Source organism: Caballeronia cordobensis, assembly GCF_001544575.2.
GTDB classification, from domain to species: domain Bacteria; phylum Pseudomonadota; class Gammaproteobacteria; order Burkholderiales; family Burkholderiaceae; genus Caballeronia; species Caballeronia cordobensis.
This window is the reverse complement of record NZ_FCNY02000002.1, coordinates 456517-472955: the sequence shown is the minus strand read 5'-3', so window position 1 is coordinate 472955 and position 16439 is coordinate 456517. Positions and strand designations below refer to the sequence as shown.

Genomic DNA, 16439 nt, shown 5'->3' with positions numbered 1-16439 from the left:
GCGATCCAGCGGGCAAGCGCGAGCAGCACGCGCCCCTTCGCGGCGCTCGCGCGGTCGGAAGGCGCTAGCGTGCTCACTGCTTCTTGAGGTTGCGATACGACACGAGATCGTTGATCGGCCCGACTTCGAGACCGGTCACGCCGGGACGCGCCGCCACCTGCGACACCTTCTGGAGCATGATGACGAACGGCGACTTGGCGAGCACTTCGCGCTGCATCTTCTCGTAGAGTTGCGCGCGCTTTTTCGTGTCGCTTTCCGCGAGCGCCGCGTCGGTTTCCTTCGTCAGTTGCGGAATGTCCCACGCGTTGCGCCACGCGAGCATCTTGTAGCTCGACGCATCCGAGTTATCCGGGTTCCAGACGAAACCCTGCGCGTTGCTGTGCGGATCGATGTAATCCGCCGACCACTCGCCGATGTAAATGTCATGCGCCCGCGCGCGATAGCGTCCGAGGGTCTGCTTGTTGTCGCTCGGCATCAGTTGAACCTTGATGCCCGCGAGCGCGAGGTTCGCCTGCACGGCCTGCGCGATCTCGCTGTATGGGTAGTCGTTGCGCACGTCCATCTTCACGGTGAAGCCGTTGGCCAGTCCCGCTTTCGCGAGCAGCGCCTTCGCCTTCGCCACGTCCTGGTGATACGGATTTTCGTTGAGCGCGCCGAGAAAGCCTTCGGGCAAGAACGTTTCGTGCACCTTGTAGGTGGTGCGGATCACGTTCTTCTGAATGCCCTGATAGTCGATCAGCCACTTCATCGCTTCCCAGACTTCCGGCTTCGCGAGATTCGGGTTCTTGTTGTTCAGGCCGAGATACATGAGCGTGGCCTGCGGAATGGCCGTCGCCTTGATGACGCCCGACTTCGAGAGCGTGTCGAGATCGTCGGGCGAGAGATCGCGTGCGACGTCGATATCGCCGTTCTGGATCATCAGCCGCTGGCTCGCCGCTTCGGTCACGTGACGCAGCACGATGCGCTTCATCGCGAGCGGCATGCGGTAGCCGTCGAAGCGCTGCAGCACGATGCTGTCGTTCGCGGTCCACTTGACGAGCTTGTACGCGCCCGAGCCGGCCTCGTTGGTCTTCAGCCACTCGTTGCCGTAATCGTTGCCCTTGGCGTGCGATTCCACGAGCTTGCGATCCACCACCGACGCCGGCCACGAGCCGAGCACGTTCAGCACGAAGGTCGACGCATAGCGACGATCCGTCGTCACGGAGACGGTCGTATCGTCGATTTTCTTCACGTTCTGCGCGGCATTCGCCTTGGTCAAGCCAATGCCCGCGAGCACGGCCGCCGCGCCCTTGTCGAGCAAGGCGGTGCGCTGGATCGACCACGCGACGTCGTCGGCCGTGAGCGCGTTGCCCGAGTGGAACTTGAGCCCCGGGCGAATCTTGAACGTGAACGTGAGGCCATCCGGGCTGACGGTCCAGGACTCGGCGACATCGCCATTGAATTTCGACGGGTCTTTCAGATCGACGCGCACCAGCCGGTCATACGTGTTGGCGACGTATTCCTCCGGCACCAGTTCGTAGATTTCGCCGGGGTCGAGCGATGTGAACTCGTCGAGCAGCGTCGCCATGACGAACATGTCCTTCGGCGTCGCCGCACTGGCCGCACTCCCCAGTTCGGCGCCGCACACGACGAACGCCAGCGCCAGAATGACTGCACTCATTTTCATATGCGATTTTCCCCTGTTACATGAGCCGCAGCGGGCCGCTTTCTTCGTTGTCGATCAAAGCAAGTTCGCGCGAACCTGGCAATTCGTAATGCCACCACTCGCTTTTGATGTGCGTGAATCCCGCGCCGTGCATGACGCCCAGCAGCAGCGTGCGGTTGCGTTGTACCGGCTCCGGCAAATCCAGATGAAAGTGTTCGGATTCGACGACCATCGCGTCGAAGCCCGTGCCCATGTCGAGCTCGTTGCCTTGCCGGTCGACGAGCGTCAGGTCCACGGCCGTGCCGCGGCTATGATTCGAGCCGCGCCCCAGTTCGGCGATGAAGTTGGGGTCGGGCAGGAAATCCCACAGCACTTTCTGGGCTTGAGGCGGACGATAGGCATCGAAAATCCGCAGCCTCATGCCGATACTGCGCGCGATATCGACCGCCTTGCGCAATGCGGCTTCCGCGGGTTCGAGCAGCAGGCAATGCTGGGCTTTGTAGATCGGCTTGCCGGTGAAATTGCGATCGGTCGCGTAGACGAGATCGATCTGGACGTCATGCGTTTCGGGCGTGATGGGCAACAGGCGGGATCGAGTCATGTGGGGCGCGGCCTGAATATCGATAGACGAACCTTAACGCGGAAGAAAAATCCGCGAAACCCTCTGTCGGATGGTTTCGGCAAATTACGATTCGAGCGGCCAGCGCGCAAGCACTTCATATTGCGATTTGCCGAGCCGGCTGCGCACCAGCGCGAACTCGCGCGCGGTCCAGGCGACGGGCGCGACGGCCTCGCGATGGACGCGGTGCTCGTCGTACAGCAGGGTTACGTGGGGCTTGAATTCGGGATGGCGTTTGAGGGGAATTCCGGCGTCGTCCAGCGCGGCGCCGAGAGCGTGTTCAAGTGCGCCGAGCGACTCGCTGATCTCGCCGGAGAGAACCAATGGGCGCTTGGCGCGGCGGCCGGAAAAACTCTCGACGTGGTCGAGGACGATATCGACCGGTGGGAACGCCGTTTGCGCCGCTGCTGTGCGTGCCTGCGCGATCAGATCGGCGGAAAGCCCCGCGAACGCGCCGAGGTAATGCAAGGTGATGTGAAGGCGATCGGCGGGAATCGGCCTTCCCTTCAGCTTGTGACTGGCGCACAGACGCGCGGTCAGTTCGGCGATGCGCGCCGCGGCGGATGCAGTCGGATAGAGGGCGAAGAAGAGAGAGTCGGTGGGGCGGGCCCGGCCAACGGGATCGGCATGCGGCGTGTCCATTTTTCACCCTTTTGCGCTCGATACACCTTTTCTCGCTTCGGTGTCCGTAGTGAAATAGCGTCATCGCTTCGAACCCGTTCAAGGATCGACATGAACACCTTCTGCGTGGCCGAATGCGGCACCGTCCTTCGTTATCTGGATGTATATGCCGGCGCGACGCCGCTCGTGTTCATCCACGGCCTCGGATGCGCTTCGAGCAGTGATTATGCGCCCGTCGTTGCCTCGGACGCCTACTTCAAAGGTCGATCGCTATTGCTCGACCTCATGGGCGCGGGCTTCAGCGACAAACCCACGGACGGCGAATACAGTTCGGATGCGCAGGCCGCCGTTCTAGCCGAATTCATCGCTCAAACGGGATTCGAGCGCGTGAATCTTTTCGGCCACAGCGCCGGGGCGTTCATCGCGATGAAGCTGGCGCGGCGTCTTCGCGAGCACGTCGACGCAGTCATTTTGTGCGAACCGGGATTGAACGAGTATGGCGTCGCGATGCTATCGGAGATGACTTCCGTGACTGAAGCGCAATTCGTCCACGGCGGCTTTTCGGAATGGCTGGTGCAATTGAAGGCGCAGGGTACGAACGATGCGTGGCTGGGACCGTTTTCTGTCGCTTCGCCTCACGCGATTTACCGTTGGGCGCGTTCCGCCCTCGACGATAACGCGGGGAACTGGCTGGACGATCTCGCCAATCTGGATGCGGCGAAGGGAATCATCCTGTCGGAAAAAGCGACGGGCGATGAAATCAAGCGATTCGAGCGGGCGGGCTGCGCCATCGAGCGCGTGGCCGACGCGGAGCACATGATCGCCTATGACAATCCCGATGGTCTGGCGCGGGCGATCAGCGCCCTGCTTGGCTCGGGCAATCGAGACATCATGCCTGCGGGCGAGGCCGAAGCCTCGCCCGCGGCGCGAAGTTAGATCACTCCCACTCGATCGTAGCAGGCGGCTTTCCCGAAATGTCGTACACCACGCGATTGATCCCGCGCACTTCGTTGATGATGCGATTGGACACATGCCCGAGCAGGTCGTGCGGCAGATGCGCCCAATGCGCGGTCATGAAATCCAGCGTCTGCACGGCGCGCAGCGCAACGACGTACTCATACGTGCGCCCGTCGCCCATCACGCCGACGCTCTTCACCGGCAGAAACACCGCGAACGCCTGGCTCGTCAGGTCGTACCACGACTTGCCCGTTTCCTTATCGATGGTGTTGCGCAGCGTCTCGATGAAAATCGCGTCCGCGCGGCGCAGCAGGTCGGCGAATTCGCGCTTCACTTCGCCGAGAATCCGCACGCCGAGGCCAGGCCCCGGGAACGGATGGCGGTACACCATGGCAGGCGGCAGGCCGAGCTTCACGCCCAGCTCGCGCACTTCGTCCTTGAAAAGCTCGCGCAACGGTTCGAGCAACTTCAGGTTCAGCGTTTCCGGCAGACCACCCACGTTATGGTGGCTCTTGATCGTGTGCGCGCCCTTCTTGCCCTTGCCCGCCGACTCGATCACATCCGGATAGATCGTGCCTTGCGCGAGCCACTTCGCGTCCGTGATCTTGTCCGATTCCTGATAGAACACTTCGACGAACTCCGCGCCGATGATCTTGCGCTTCGCCTCCGGATCGGTCACGCCGGCGAGCTTCTGCAAGAATGCCTCGCTCGCATCGATATGGATGACCTTCACGCCGAGGTGATCGGCGAAAGTCGACATCACCTGCTCCGCCTCGTTCTGACGCAGCAGGCCGTGATCGACGAACACGCAGGTCAGCTGGTCTCCGATCGCGCGATGCAAGAGCGCCGCCGCCACCGACGAATCCACGCCGCCGGACAAGCCGAGAATCACGTGCTCATCGCCGACCTGCGCGCGGATCTTCTCCACGGCTTCGTCGATGTAATGGCCCATTTCCCAGTCCGCCTGCGCGCCGCACAGTTCCAGCACGAAGCGGTCGAGCATCGCGCGGCCCTGCACCGTATGCGTGACTTCCGGATGCCACTGCAAACCGTAGAAGCGGCGGTCGTCGTCGGCCATCGCGGCGATCGGGCATGACGGCGTCGACGCCATCAGCTTGAACCCCGCGGGCAAATCCACGACCTTGTCGCCGTGGCTCATCCACACCTTGAGCATGGAATCGCCCTGCGCGCTCGCGAAGTCCTGAATGCCTTCGAGGAAACCCGTGTGGTTCAGCGCCTGCACTTCCGCGTAGCCGAACTCGCGCACGGTGCCGAGTTCGACCTTGCCGCCAAGCTGGTCGGCCATCGTCTGCATGCCGTAGCAGATGCCGAGCACCGGCACACCGAGATCGAAGACGATCTGCGGGGCGCGCGGCGACTTGGCCTCGTGGACCGAGTTCGGCCCGCCCGACAGGATGATGCCCTTCGGCGCGAATTCGCGGATGAACGTCTCGTCGACGTCGTACGGATGGATTTCCGAGTAGACATGCGACTCGCGGATGCGCCGGGCGATCAGTTGGGTGACTTGGGAGCCGAAATCGAGAATCAGGATTTTGTCGTGCATGGCTGCGGCCAAAGGCTAAGTGAACGAATGATGACGGGGCTGCCGGGACGCGGCTTCGCGCGGCCCGCCTGCAAATAAATCGACGGCCGGCGCAAAGGCCGACCGTGCTTGTGCTTCACGTTTGCGCTGCGTGTTTTCCGCTGCTGCGCTCATCGTGGCGCGCGGCCCGCGTCGGGCGCGAGTGGATCGACTCGTCTGCCCGTCGCCGGATCGATCTCGCCGCTGATGACAGGCTCGATGCGCCTGCCGGTGACGGGATCGATCGCGCGGCCCGTCACCGGGTCGAGCGTGCCGCCAGTGACGGGATCGACCGCGCCGTCCGGATGCGCGCGCACGGCGGCCGGCGGGATCGGGGAAATCGGCGAAATCGGTGAAGCGGGATCGAGCGGACGGCCCGACGAATCGATCGCGCGGCCCGAAACCGGGTCGATGGCGGTCGCATCGGGCGCGCGGGCTGCGGGGCGCGGGGTATCCACCGCCTCCGCACGCGTGACTTCGCGCTTTTGCGCGGCCTTTTTCTCCGCGCGCTGTGCCGACGCCGCGCCGGCCTGCGCCGCGCGCTCGCGCCGGCGCACCGCCGACGACAGCCGCACGCTGCCGAGGCCCAGCACCAGCAGTACGATGCCGACCACCGCCGCGCTCATCTGACCGAAGCCATCGACCTGGGGCGTTTTCAGCCCGAGGAGCCAGACCAGCACGATCACGCCCGAGAGCCATTCCACGTGGCCGGACACCCGCGCGGCCCGCGCGGTCAACGCGCCGTCGACCGCCGCATGAAACGCGAGCCACGCGAGACCGACGAGCGCCAGGCCGAGCAACTGCCCCGCGAACGCGGGCTGCACGCGGATCGAATCCAGTTGCAGCGCGCCGTACAAGCCTGGCCACGGCGTCAGCAGAAACAACACGCCGAACGCGACGAAAATCAGGGCATTGACGACGAGCACGACCCGCAGCAACGGTTTCATGATCAGTCCGCGTAGTTAATCGACGTGATAATTGGGCGCTTCCTTGGTGATCTGCACGTCGTGCACATGCGACTCGCGCATGCCGGCCGCCGTGATCTGCACGAATTCCGCCTTCTCGTGCATCTCGGCGATGGTGCGGCAGCCGCAATAGCCCATGCTCGCGCGCACGCCGCCGACGATCTGGAACAGGATGGCGTTCACCGAGCCCTTGTAGGCCACACGGCCTTCGATGCCTTCCGGCACGAGCTTGTCGATGTTCGCCGAATTGTCCTGGAAGTAGCGGTCCGCGGCGCCGTCCTTCATCGCGCCGACCGAGCCCATGCCGCGGTACGACTTGTACTGGCGGCCCTGATACAGGAACACGTCGCCCGGCGATTCCTCGGTGCCCGCGAGCATGCTGCCCATCATCACGACGTTCGCGCCCGCGGCAAGCGCCTTGGAGACGTCGCCCGAGAAACGCACGCCGCCGTCCGCGATGACCGGCACGCCGCTGCCGCGCAGCGCTTCGGACACGTTGGCGATCGCCGTGATCTGCGGCACGCCCACGCCCGCGACGATACGCGTCGTGCAGATGGAGCCCGGGCCGATGCCGACCTTCACCGCATCCGCGCCGTATTCGACGAGCGACTTCGCCGCCGCCGCCGTCGCGATGTTGCCGCCGATGACCTGCACGTGCGGATAGTTCTGCTTGACCCAGCGCACGCGTTCGAGCACGCCCTGGCTATGGCCGTGCGCGGTATCGACGACGATCACGTCGACGCCGGCCGCCGCGAGCAGTTCGACGCGCTCTTCATTGTCCGCACCCACGCCCACTGCCGCGCCCACACGCAGCTTGCCGTCCTGATCTTTACAGGCGTCCGGGTTTTCGGTCTGCTTGGTGATGTCCTTCACCGTCATCAGGCCGCGCAATTCGAATGCGTCGTTGACGACCAGCACGCGTTCCAGGCGATGGCTGTGCATCAGCGCCTTCGCCTCGGCCAGCGACGTGCCTTCCTTGACCGTCACGAGACGCTCGCGCGGCGTCATGATGTTGCGCACCGGCTCGTCCAGGCGCTCCTCGAAACGCAGGTCGCGGTTGGTGACGATGCCGATCAGTTGCGCGCCCTCGACCACCGGAAAGCCCGAAATGCCATGCTGCTGCGTGAGCGCGATGACGTCGCGCACGCGCATTTGCGGCGGCACGGTGATCGGGTCGCGCACGACGCCCGACTCGAAACGCTTCACCTTCGCGACTTCGCGGGCCTGTTCCTTGGCGGTGAGATTCTTGTGGACGATGCCGATGCCGCCCATCTGCGCCATGGCGATGGCGAGCCGGCCTTCGGTGACGGTGTCCATGGCGGCGGACACGAGCGGCATGTTCAGGGAGATGTTGCGAGTCAGCTGGGATTTCAGGCTGGTGTCGCGCGGGAGAACGCTGGAAAACGCGGGCACGAGGAGCACGTCATCGAACGTGAGTGCTTTCTGGATCAGACGCATGGCAAATCCTATGGGCGCAAAAGCAGATTATACCGATAGTTCCCCGCATTTTCACTGCCCGAACAGCAGCTTACGCGATTCGCCCGCAAATTCCGGGCCGCCGGCGGCGCCGATTCGGCCGCGAACCCGGTGGTTCGGCGGGTGCAGTTTTCGACAAGACGGACGGCCGGGGGCACGCTACGCTTCGCCCCGTCAATCGGAATAAACGCAGGGAGCGGACAATGCAGCGCGGTGTGATGTACGGAATGGCGGCGGGCGCGATCTGGGGCTTCATTTTTCTCGCGCCCCGGCTCTTGCCCGATTTTTCTCCGTTGACGCTGTCGATCGGGCGCTATCTGATGTACGGCGCCGTCTCCCTTGCGGTCGCGCTGCCGTTTGCGCGCAAGCTCGTCGCCAAACTCACGCGCGCGGATTTCATCGCGCTGGTGAAGCTCGCGCTCGTCGGCAACCTGCTCTACTACATGCTGCTCGCGAGCGCGGTGCAACTGGTGGGCGTCGCGCCGTCGTCGCTGATCGTCGGCATTTTGCCTGTGACGGTCACGCTCGCCGGGCGGCGCGATCACGGCGCGGTCGATCTCAGGCGTCTCGCCGGCCCTCTGCTGCTGATTCTGGCGGGCATCGCGTGCATCAATGTCGATGTGTTCAGCGACGTGCTCGCCGCCTCCGCCAGCGGCGAGCCTGCGACGGGCGTGCTCACGCGCGTAGCCGGTCTCGCCTGCGCGCTGGGGGCGCTTGCGTCCTGGACGTGGTACGCGGTCGTCAACGCGCGCTATCTGCAGGCCAACCGCCATTTCGACGGCAACGAATGGTCGGTGTTGTGGGGCATCGTGACGGGGCTGCTCGGCGTCGTGCTCGGCCTGATCGTATGGATGCTGCCGGCGGGGGCCGTGCAGGCGAGCGTGCCGGCCGCTCGCTGGCATCTCTTCTGGATCGTGTGTGTTGCGCTCGCGACGGGCGGTTCGTGGCTCGGCAACATGCTGTGGAATGCGGCGGCGAAGCGCCTGCCTTTGACGCTCGCTGGCCAGATGATCGTGTTCGAAACGCTCTTCGCGCTGCTCTACGCGTTCGTCTACGATGGCCGCTGGCCGCGCACGCCCGAAGTGCTCGCGATCGCGCTGCTGCTCGTCGGCGTGTGCTGGTCGGTCAGGCAGCATACGGTGGGCGCGGCGCCCGCCGTCGCGAGCGAAGCGCCCGCGCACTGAACCGGTTCAGGTCGAGCGCGAATCCTTCGACTGCCACTTGCGCCCTTCGATCGACCCGGCCTTGCGGGTTTTCTCGACGCGGCGCTGGCGCGCCATCTTGGGATCCACTTTCAGCGGACGATAAATCTCCACGCGATCGAAGTTCGCGAGCGCGGCATCGAGCGGCGTCAGCTTGCCGAACACGCCGATCTTCTGCGTCGCGAGATCGATGTCCCGATGCGCGCTCAGCACGCCGCTCGCCTCGATCGCATCGCGCACCGTCGCGCCTTCGCGCAGATCGACGCGAGCGAGAAAACTCGCGCCGCCGGGCAGTCCGTAACACACGTCGATCTGCATCATGGCTTGCCGTAGCGCTGGTCCGCGCGCTTCACGAAAGAATCGACGAACGTATTGGCGATATGGCTGAACACGGGCCCGATGAGCTTCTCCAGGATCACGTTGGAGAACTCGTAATGCAGTGCGAATTCGATCTTGCACGCGTCCGCGCGCAGCGGCGTGAAGTGCCAGTACCCGGTGAACTTCTTGAAAGGGCCGCTCAGGAACTCCATATCGATGTTGGTGGGCCGCTTCTGAGTGTTGCGCGTCGCGAAATGCTGCTTGATGCCCTTGAAGCTGATGTCGATCTTCGCTTCCATGCCATTCTCGTCCTGGCGGCCGATCTCGACGCCGCCGCACCAGGGCAGGAAATTGGGATAGTCGGCGACATCAGTGACGAGGTCGAACATTTCTTCCGCTGAATGGCGGATCAATACGGTTTTCTGAACGTCTGCCATATAGGGCGCAGCGGTGGCTTAATTGGGCGGCAACGCGCAAGAGAACGCGGCGGTAGTTCGAATGCCGGGCGGCGCGCTGCTAAAATCGTGATTTTAAACGAGTTGGGCACTTTCCATTCATGAGCATCATCGACAACAGAAAAGCTTTCTTCGATTACTTCGTCGAAGAGCGCTACGAGGCCGGTCTCGTGCTCGAAGGCTGGGAAGTCAAGGCGCTGCGCGCGGGCCGCGGGCAGATCAAGGAGGGCTACGTCGTGATCAAGCAAGGCGAGCTCTTTTTGATCGGCACGCATATCAGCCCGCTGCCCGAGGCGTCGAAGTTCGCCAATCTGGACCCGGTGCGCACGCGGAAGCTGCTGTTGCATCGCGACCAGATCGACAAACTCATCGGCAAGGTCGAGCAGCGCGGCCATACGCTCGTGCCGCTCAACTTCCACTACAAGGACGGCCGCGTGAAGTGCGAAATCGGCCTTGCGAAGGGCAAGAAGCTGCACGACAAACGCGAGACCGAAAAGAAGCGCGACTGGGAACGCGAGCGCGGGCGGCTCATGCGGAGCGCGGCGCGATAAAGCGAATCGGGGCGCTCATGAGCGCCCCGATTGTCTTATGCCTTTTTGACGACGCCGCCGCCCTCACCCCTCACGATCGTCAACGCCGACGCGATCATCGAACTCATGTCCGACAGATTGCCCGGCACGATCAACGTGTTGCCGGTCTTCGCGATGTTGCCGAACGCGCCGACATACTGCTCCGCGATCTTCAGGTTGACCGCTTCCATGCCGCCTGCGGTCTGAATGGCGGTGCCGATCTTCTGAATCGCCTGCGCGTTCGCCTCGGCCACCGCGAGAATCGCCGACGCCTCGCCCTGCGCCTGATTGATCGCCGCCTGACGCTCGCCTTCCGACTTCTGGATCGCAGCCTCACGCGCGCCGGCGGCGAGGTTGATCTGCTCCTGCTTGCGGCCTTCGGACGCCGCGATCAGCGCGCGCTTCTCCCGCTCGGCGGTGATCTGCTGCTGCATGGCGTGCAGAATCTCCTTGGGCGGCGTCAGATCCTTGATCTCGTAGCGCAGCACCTTCACGCCCCAGTTCGCGGCGGCTTCATCGAGCGCGTTGACGATGCTCTGGTTGATGAAATCGCGCTCCTCGAAGGTCTTGTCGAGCTCCAGCTTGCCAATAACGGAACGCAGCGTGGTCTGCGACAACTGCGTGATCGCGAACACGAAGTTGCTTGAACCGTACGACGCCTTCATCGCATCCGTCACCTGGAAGTACAGCACGCCGTCGACCTGCAACTGCGTGTTGTCGCGCGTGATGCAGACCTGGCTCGGCACTTCGAGCGGAATCTCCTTGAGCATGTGCTTGTAGGCGATCCGGTCGATGAAGGGCAGCACGATGTTCAGGCCCGGCGTGAGCGTGCCGTGATAGCGGCCAAGGCGCTCCAGCACCCAGGCGTGCTGCTGCGGAACGATCTTGACCGTGTTCATCACGATCACGATCGCGATGACGAGCAGGACAAGTGCGAAATACATTGTTTTTCTCCTTATTTCACTGACTTCGACTAACGTTTGGCGGCGACGATGAGCCGATTGCCGTCAAGCGCGGTAATGCGATACAGCCTCGCGCCTTCCGACTCCCCGGGCGCAAGTTCGACGTCCCACTGCGCGCCGCGATACATCGCCCGCGCGCGGCCATCGCGCCATTGCTCGACCTGCAGCGTCGCGCCGATGTCCAGATTCACGGCCGCGTCGCGCGAGGCATCGTTGGGCCGCTTCCAGTTGCCGAAGCGCGAACGCCTCAGCACCGCGACGGCGATGAGCGCAACGAGCGCCGCCGCGCCGATCTGCACATGCGCGAGCGCGCCCATCACGAACGCGATACCGCCCGCGATCAATCCGAGCGCGATCATGAGCAAATAGAACGTACCGGTGAACAGCTCCGCGACGATCAGCGCGCCCGCCGCGAACCACCAGATCAGCCCAATCATCCTGGTCTCCAAACGAAAACACCCCGGAACAAAATCGTTCCGGGGTGTTTTTTATAGCACGCCGCGCTTATCCGTAAGCAAGCGGAAAGGCGCGATCACGACTTATTTTGACAACGTCTTCGCCAGTTGCTGCCAGGTGTCGATGATCGTGTCCGGATTCAGCGACATCGACTCGATGCCTTCCTTCGCCAGCCATTCGGCCAGGTCCGGATGGTCCGACGGACCCTGACCGCAGATACCGACGTACTTGTTCAGTCGCAGACACGTTTCGATCGCGCGCTTGAGCATGAACTGCACGGCTTCGTCGCGTTCGTCGAAATCTGCGGCGAGCAACTCCATGCCGGAATCGCGGTCGAGCCCGAGCGTCAGCTGCGTCAGGTCGTTCGAACCGATCGAGAAGCCGTCGAAACGCTCCAGGAACTGCTCGGCGAGAATCGCGTTGGACGGCACTTCGCACATCATCACGAGCTTGAGGTCGTTCTTGCCACGCTCCAGACCGAACTTCTTCAGGAGCTCGACCACGCGATCCGCCTGCTTCAGCGTGCGCACGAACGGCACCATGATCTGGACGTTGTCGAGGCCCATTTCTTCGCGCACCTTCTTCAGCGCGATGCATTCCATATGGAACGCCTCGGCGAAGTCTTCCGCGATATAGCGCGACGCGCCACGGAAACCGAGCATCGGGTTCTCTTCGTCCGGCTCGTAGCGCGAGCCGCCGATCAGCTTCTTGTACTCGTTCGACTTGAAGTCCGACAAGCGCACGATGACGGGCTTCGGATAGAACGCCGCCGCGATCGTGGCGATGCCTTCGGTCAGCTTGTCGACATAGAACGCACGCGGCGACGCATGACCGCGCGCGACGCTTTCGACCGCCTTCTTCAGGTCCGCATCGACGTTCGGGTACTCCAGAATCGCCTTCGGATGCACGCCGATGTTGTTGTTGATGATGAATTCCAGCCGCGCCAGGCCCACGCCCGCGTTCGGCAACTGCGCGAAGTCGAACGCGAGTTGCGGATTACCGACGTTCATCATGATCTTGACCGGAATCTTCGGCAGTTCGCCGCGCTGCACTTCGGTCACTTCGGTTTCGAGCAGGCCGTCGTAGATCTTGCCTTCGTCGCCTTCCGCGCACGACACCGTGACGAGCGCGCCGTCCTTCAGCAAGTCGGTGGCGTCGCCGCAGCCGACGACCGCCGGCACGCCCAGCTCACGCGCGATGATCGCCGCGTGGCACGTACGCCCGCCGCGATTCGTCACGATGGCCGACGCGCGCTTCATCACCGGCTCCCAGTTCGGGTCGGTCATGTCGGCGACGAGCACGTCGCCCGGCTGCACTCGTTCCATTTCGGACGGATCGTGAATCACGCGCACGGGGCCCGCGCCGATCTTCTGGCCGATCGCGCGGCCGGTGGCGATCACGTTCGACTGGCCCTTCAGCTTGAAGCGCATCTCGGCCTTGCCGGACGCCTGGCTCTTCACCGTTTCGGGGCGCGCCTGGAGGATGAAGATCTTGCCGTCGCGGCCGTCCTTGCCCCACTCGATGTCCATCGGACGCTGATAGTGCTTCTCGATGATCACCGCGTACTTCGCGAGCTGGATCACGTCTTCGTCGGTGATCGAGAAGCGGTTGCGCTGCTCGTGCGCGACGTCGACCGTCTTCACGCGGCCCGGCTCGCCCGGCTTCGTGAACTCCATCTTGATGAGCTTCGAGCCGATCGAGCGGCGGATGATCGGGTACTTGCCCTGTTCGAGCGTGGTCTTGAAGACGTGGAACTCGTCCGGATTCACCGCGCCCTGCACCACGGTTTCGCCGAGGCCATAGCTCGACGTGATGAACACGGTTTCCTTGAAGCCCGATTCGGTGTCGATGGTGAACATGACGCCCGCCGCGCCGACGTCCGAACGTACCATGCGTTGCACGCCCGCCGACAACGCGACTTCGGCATGCGTGAAGCCCTTGTGGACGCGATAGGAAATGGCGCGGTCGTTGTAGAGCGACGCGAACACGTGCTTCATGCGATCGAGGACGTCCTCGATGCCGACCACGTTCAGATAGCTTTCCTGCTGGCCCGCGAAGGATGCGTCGGGCAAGTCTTCGGCGGTCGCGGACGAACGCACGGCGAACGAAAGCTCTTCGGGCGAGCTTGCCTGGAGCACGTCGAAACCACGGCGGATTTCGTCTTCGAGACGCGGCTGCAGCGGCGCGTCGACGATCCACTGGCGGATTTCCTTGCCGGCTTCGGCGAGCGACTTCACGTCGTCGACGTCGAGCGTCTCGAGACGCTTGGCGATGCGCTCGGTCAGGTCGTTATGCTGGAGAAAGTCGCGAAACGCGAGCGCGGTCGTGGCAAAGCCCGTCGGCACGCTGACGCCGGCTTCGGAAAGCTGGCTGATCATCTCGCCGAGCGACGCATTCTTGCCACCGACAACTTCCACGTCGGTCATTCGCAACTGCTCGAATGGAACTACATACGCCTGATCCTTTGCGACGTCTTTCGCAACATTGACTGCGTTAGTCATACAAGCCCCTAAGGTGGATGGAATGCTCGATCGCACGAGTGGGCTCATATGCGGCGCGCTCAATGGGAGCGCGGCCGCATCTCGTACAACCTGTTTGATAAACCATCGGGGGAAACGCGCCACCGGAGACGGAGCGCGTTGCAAAAAGAAGCGGGACGTCGGGAATCTGCTCGAAAACGTGGTTTTTGCTGCCAAAACCGACGAAACGACCGCGATTTGACGAAAATCCGAATCAGTTTGTCCGCAATTGCTTATCGAACAGGTTGCCGCTATTCTACCGTGCCGATTGTCAGTTTTGCTTCGGCAGAAACAGTAATTCCACGGCAAAATCGAGGTCTTTCACGCCGCTCGGTTGGCCGGCGCACACCGCAGGGCAACCAATGTAACACAGGCGCTTAATGCCGCCGCGCTCAAGACGTTGCCGCGCGTTTTCAGCACGTTATCCGCGTGTTACCTTCTGAGCGCGCCCACCCCATTTCGTTCCCCATTTGGTTTTTTGCCGATGCCGCCTTCCGTATTCATCGTTTCCGACGGTACTGGGATCACTGCCGAAACCTTCGCGCATTCGATCATGGCCCAGTTCGATCAAAAGTTCCGGCTCGTGCGCGTGCCTTTCGTCGATTCGATCGACAAAGCGTATGCCACCGTCGGGAAGATCAATGAAGCCGTCACGCTCGACGGGCGCCGGCCGATCGTGTTCACCACGCTCGTCGACAGCGCGTCGAACGAGGTCGTCAAGGGCTGCAATGCGCTCGTGCTCGACATGTTCCAGACCTTCATCGAGCCGCTCGAACACGAGTTGGAGATGAAATCGACGCACGCGATGGGCCGCGTCCACCAGAACGCGGACACCGAGGAGTACAAGAATCGCATCGAGGCGATCAACTTTTCGCTTGCGCACGACGACGGCCAGTCCAACCGCAATCTCGCCGAAGCCGACGTGATTCTCGTCGGCGTGTCGCGCAGCGGCAAGACGCCGACGAGCCTGTATCTGGCGATGCAATACGGTGTGAAAGCGGCCAACTATCCGCTGATTCCCGAAGACTTCGAGCGCGGCAAGCTGCCTACGCCGTTGCTGGAGCATCGCGCGAAAATGTTCGGCTTGTCGATCGATCCGCAGCGGCTCGCCGAAATCCGCAACGAGCGCCGTCCGGGCAGCAAATACGCCGCGCTGGAGAATTGCCGCTACGAAATCAACGAAGCGGAAATGATGATGAAGCGCGAGGGCATCAAGTGGCTGTCGTCGACGCACAAGTCGATCGAGGAGATCGCCACGACGATCCTTCAGGAAATCAAGCCCGAACGGCCGTCCTATTACTGACGCGCCCCTCTAGCGCTGCTGGCGGCACTGCTCGAAAAGACAGATCGCCGCCGCAGCCGCCACGTTGAGCGACTCCATCCCGCCCGGCTGCGGAATGGTCACGCGGTGCGTCACCGCATCGCGCCAGACCTGCGAGACGCCCGCGCCTTCGTTGCCGAACACCCACGCCAGCGCGCCCGACAGGTCGCAGTCGTACAGCGCGACCGCGCCGTGCGAATCCGTGATCGTGACGGGCGCATCCAGTCGGGCGACCAGATCCTCGGGCGCGACATCCTCGAAAATATCGAGCAGAAAGTGCGCGCCCATGCCCGAGCGCAGCACTTTCGACGACCATGCGTAAGCGGTACCCGGCGCGCAGAACACGCGCGTGATGCCCGCGGCGGCCGCGCTGCGCAGAATCGAGCCGACATTGCCGGCGTCCTGAATGCCGTCGAGGATCACGCAGGTTTCAGCGACGCGCGCGGGAAGCTCACTGTCGATCTTCTCGACGAGCAGCAGCATGCCCACGCCGTGCACGACGCTCGACAATTGTCCGAATAGCGCATCCGGCAGCACGACGACACGCCGTTCCTCGATCCGAGCGACGATCTCGCGCGCCTCTTCATGCGTGAGCGCGCCTTCGGTGACGACACAGGTTTCGGGTTGCCCCGCCGCATCCAGATAGGCTGCCGCCAGATGAAGGCCTTCGAGCAGCGCGTGGCCGCTGCGCCGCTGTTGCGCGGTCGAGCCGGCCAGCGCCTTGATGCGCTTGTAGAGCGGGTTGTCCCGCGAAGTGATGGATTTCACGTTG

The 16439-nt window shown here is 63.2% G+C and carries 16 protein-coding genes; 4 read left to right on the top strand and 12 right to left on the bottom strand.

Annotation, left to right across the window (positions count from 1 at the left end):
• Positions 1 to 73: 73 nt before the first annotated feature.
• From AWB70_RS05815 to thpR, 3 genes are all read right to left on the bottom strand, one after another.
• Positions 74 to 1666, bottom strand: a complete 1593-nt coding sequence (locus AWB70_RS05815; protein WP_053567999.1) for an ABC transporter substrate-binding protein — start codon at positions 1664 to 1666, stop codon at positions 74 to 76.
• 16 nt (positions 1667 to 1682) lie between these two features.
• Complete coding sequence (gene ddpX, locus AWB70_RS05810; RefSeq protein ID WP_053567998.1) at positions 1683 to 2246, bottom strand: D-alanyl-D-alanine dipeptidase; 564 nt, start codon at positions 2244 to 2246, stop codon at positions 1683 to 1685.
• An 84-nt stretch (positions 2247 to 2330) separates the two neighbouring features.
• The gene (gene thpR, locus AWB70_RS05805; RefSeq protein ID WP_053567997.1) at positions 2331 to 2906 is read right to left on the bottom strand and encodes an RNA 2',3'-cyclic phosphodiesterase; all 576 of its coding nucleotides are present in this window, start codon (positions 2904 to 2906) and stop codon (positions 2331 to 2333) included.
• Here thpR and AWB70_RS05800 point away from each other — a divergent pair.
• Positions 2892 to 3821: an alpha/beta fold hydrolase gene (locus AWB70_RS05800; protein WP_053567996.1), complete on the top strand. Its 930-nt coding sequence runs from the start codon at positions 2892 to 2894 to the stop codon at positions 3819 to 3821. The genes thpR and AWB70_RS05800 overlap by 15 nt on opposite strands.
• Before the next feature lies 1 nt (position 3822).
• Here AWB70_RS05800 and guaA read toward each other — a convergent pair whose 3' ends face one another.
• From guaA to guaB, 3 genes are all read right to left on the bottom strand, one after another.
• Complete coding sequence (gene guaA / locus AWB70_RS05795) at positions 3823 to 5406, bottom strand: glutamine-hydrolyzing GMP synthase (RefSeq protein ID WP_053567995.1); 1584 nt, start codon at positions 5404 to 5406, stop codon at positions 3823 to 3825.
• A 149-nt stretch (positions 5407 to 5555) separates the two neighbouring features.
• A complete protein-coding gene (locus AWB70_RS05790; protein ID WP_014191150.1) occupies positions 5556 to 6371 on the bottom strand; it encodes a hypothetical protein in 816 nt (271 codons plus the stop codon).
• A gap of 15 nt (positions 6372 to 6386) precedes the next feature.
• Entirely contained in the window at positions 6387 to 7847 is a 1461-nt protein-coding gene (guaB, locus tag AWB70_RS05785; protein ID WP_014191149.1) for an IMP dehydrogenase, read from the bottom strand.
• Between the two features lie 221 nt (positions 7848 to 8068).
• Here guaB and AWB70_RS05780 point away from each other — a divergent pair, with 221 nt between their 5' ends.
• Positions 8069 to 9049: a DMT family transporter gene (locus AWB70_RS05780; protein ID WP_053567994.1), complete on the top strand. Its 981-nt coding sequence runs from the start codon at positions 8069 to 8071 to the stop codon at positions 9047 to 9049.
• A gap of 6 nt (positions 9050 to 9055) precedes the next feature.
• On the opposite strand, the gene AWB70_RS05775 is transcribed toward AWB70_RS05780, so the two are convergent.
• On the bottom strand, positions 9056 to 9388 hold the full coding sequence (locus AWB70_RS05775; RefSeq protein ID WP_053567993.1) for an RnfH family protein: 333 nt from the start codon (positions 9386 to 9388) through the stop codon (positions 9056 to 9058).
• Positions 9385 to 9822: a type II toxin-antitoxin system RatA family toxin gene (locus AWB70_RS05770; RefSeq protein ID WP_014191146.1), complete on the bottom strand. Its 438-nt coding sequence runs from the start codon at positions 9820 to 9822 to the stop codon at positions 9385 to 9387. Before AWB70_RS05770 ends, AWB70_RS05775 begins: the two co-directional genes overlap by 4 nt.
• 119 nt (positions 9823 to 9941) lie before the next feature.
• On the opposite strand from AWB70_RS05770, the gene smpB reads away from it, so the two are divergent.
• The gene (smpB, locus tag AWB70_RS05765; RefSeq protein ID WP_014191145.1) at positions 9942 to 10391 is read left to right on the top strand and encodes an SsrA-binding protein SmpB; all 450 of its coding nucleotides are present in this window, start codon (positions 9942 to 9944) and stop codon (positions 10389 to 10391) included.
• Between the two features lie 35 nt (positions 10392 to 10426).
• Here smpB and AWB70_RS05760 read toward each other — a convergent pair whose 3' ends face one another.
• From AWB70_RS05760 to ppsA, 3 genes are all read right to left on the bottom strand, one after another.
• Entirely contained in the window at positions 10427 to 11353 is a 927-nt protein-coding gene (locus tag AWB70_RS05760; RefSeq protein ID WP_045450454.1) for an SPFH domain-containing protein, read from the bottom strand.
• Positions 11354 to 11382: 29 nt separating this feature from the next.
• Positions 11383 to 11808, bottom strand: coding sequence for an NfeD family protein (locus AWB70_RS05755; protein WP_014191143.1), 426 nt, complete (start codon positions 11806 to 11808; stop codon positions 11383 to 11385).
• A gap of 102 nt (positions 11809 to 11910) precedes the next feature.
• Positions 11911 to 14328 (bottom strand): phosphoenolpyruvate synthase, encoded by a 2418-nt coding sequence (ppsA, locus tag AWB70_RS05750; protein ID WP_014191142.1) that lies wholly within the window; start codon positions 14326 to 14328, stop codon positions 11911 to 11913.
• Between the two features lie 502 nt (positions 14329 to 14830).
• Here ppsA and ppsR point away from each other — a divergent pair.
• Positions 14831 to 15649 carry a posphoenolpyruvate synthetase regulatory kinase/phosphorylase PpsR gene (gene ppsR / locus AWB70_RS05745; RefSeq protein ID WP_014191141.1) on the top strand — a complete coding sequence of 273 codons (819 nt, stop codon included), beginning with the start codon at positions 14831 to 14833 and terminating at the stop codon, positions 15647 to 15649.
• A 9-nt stretch (positions 15650 to 15658) separates the two neighbouring features.
• On the opposite strand, the gene AWB70_RS05740 is transcribed toward ppsR, so the two are convergent.
• Positions 15659 to 16435 (bottom strand): TrmH family RNA methyltransferase, encoded by a 777-nt coding sequence (locus AWB70_RS05740; protein WP_053567992.1) that lies wholly within the window; start codon positions 16433 to 16435, stop codon positions 15659 to 15661.
• Positions 16436 to 16439 lie beyond the last annotated feature (4 nt).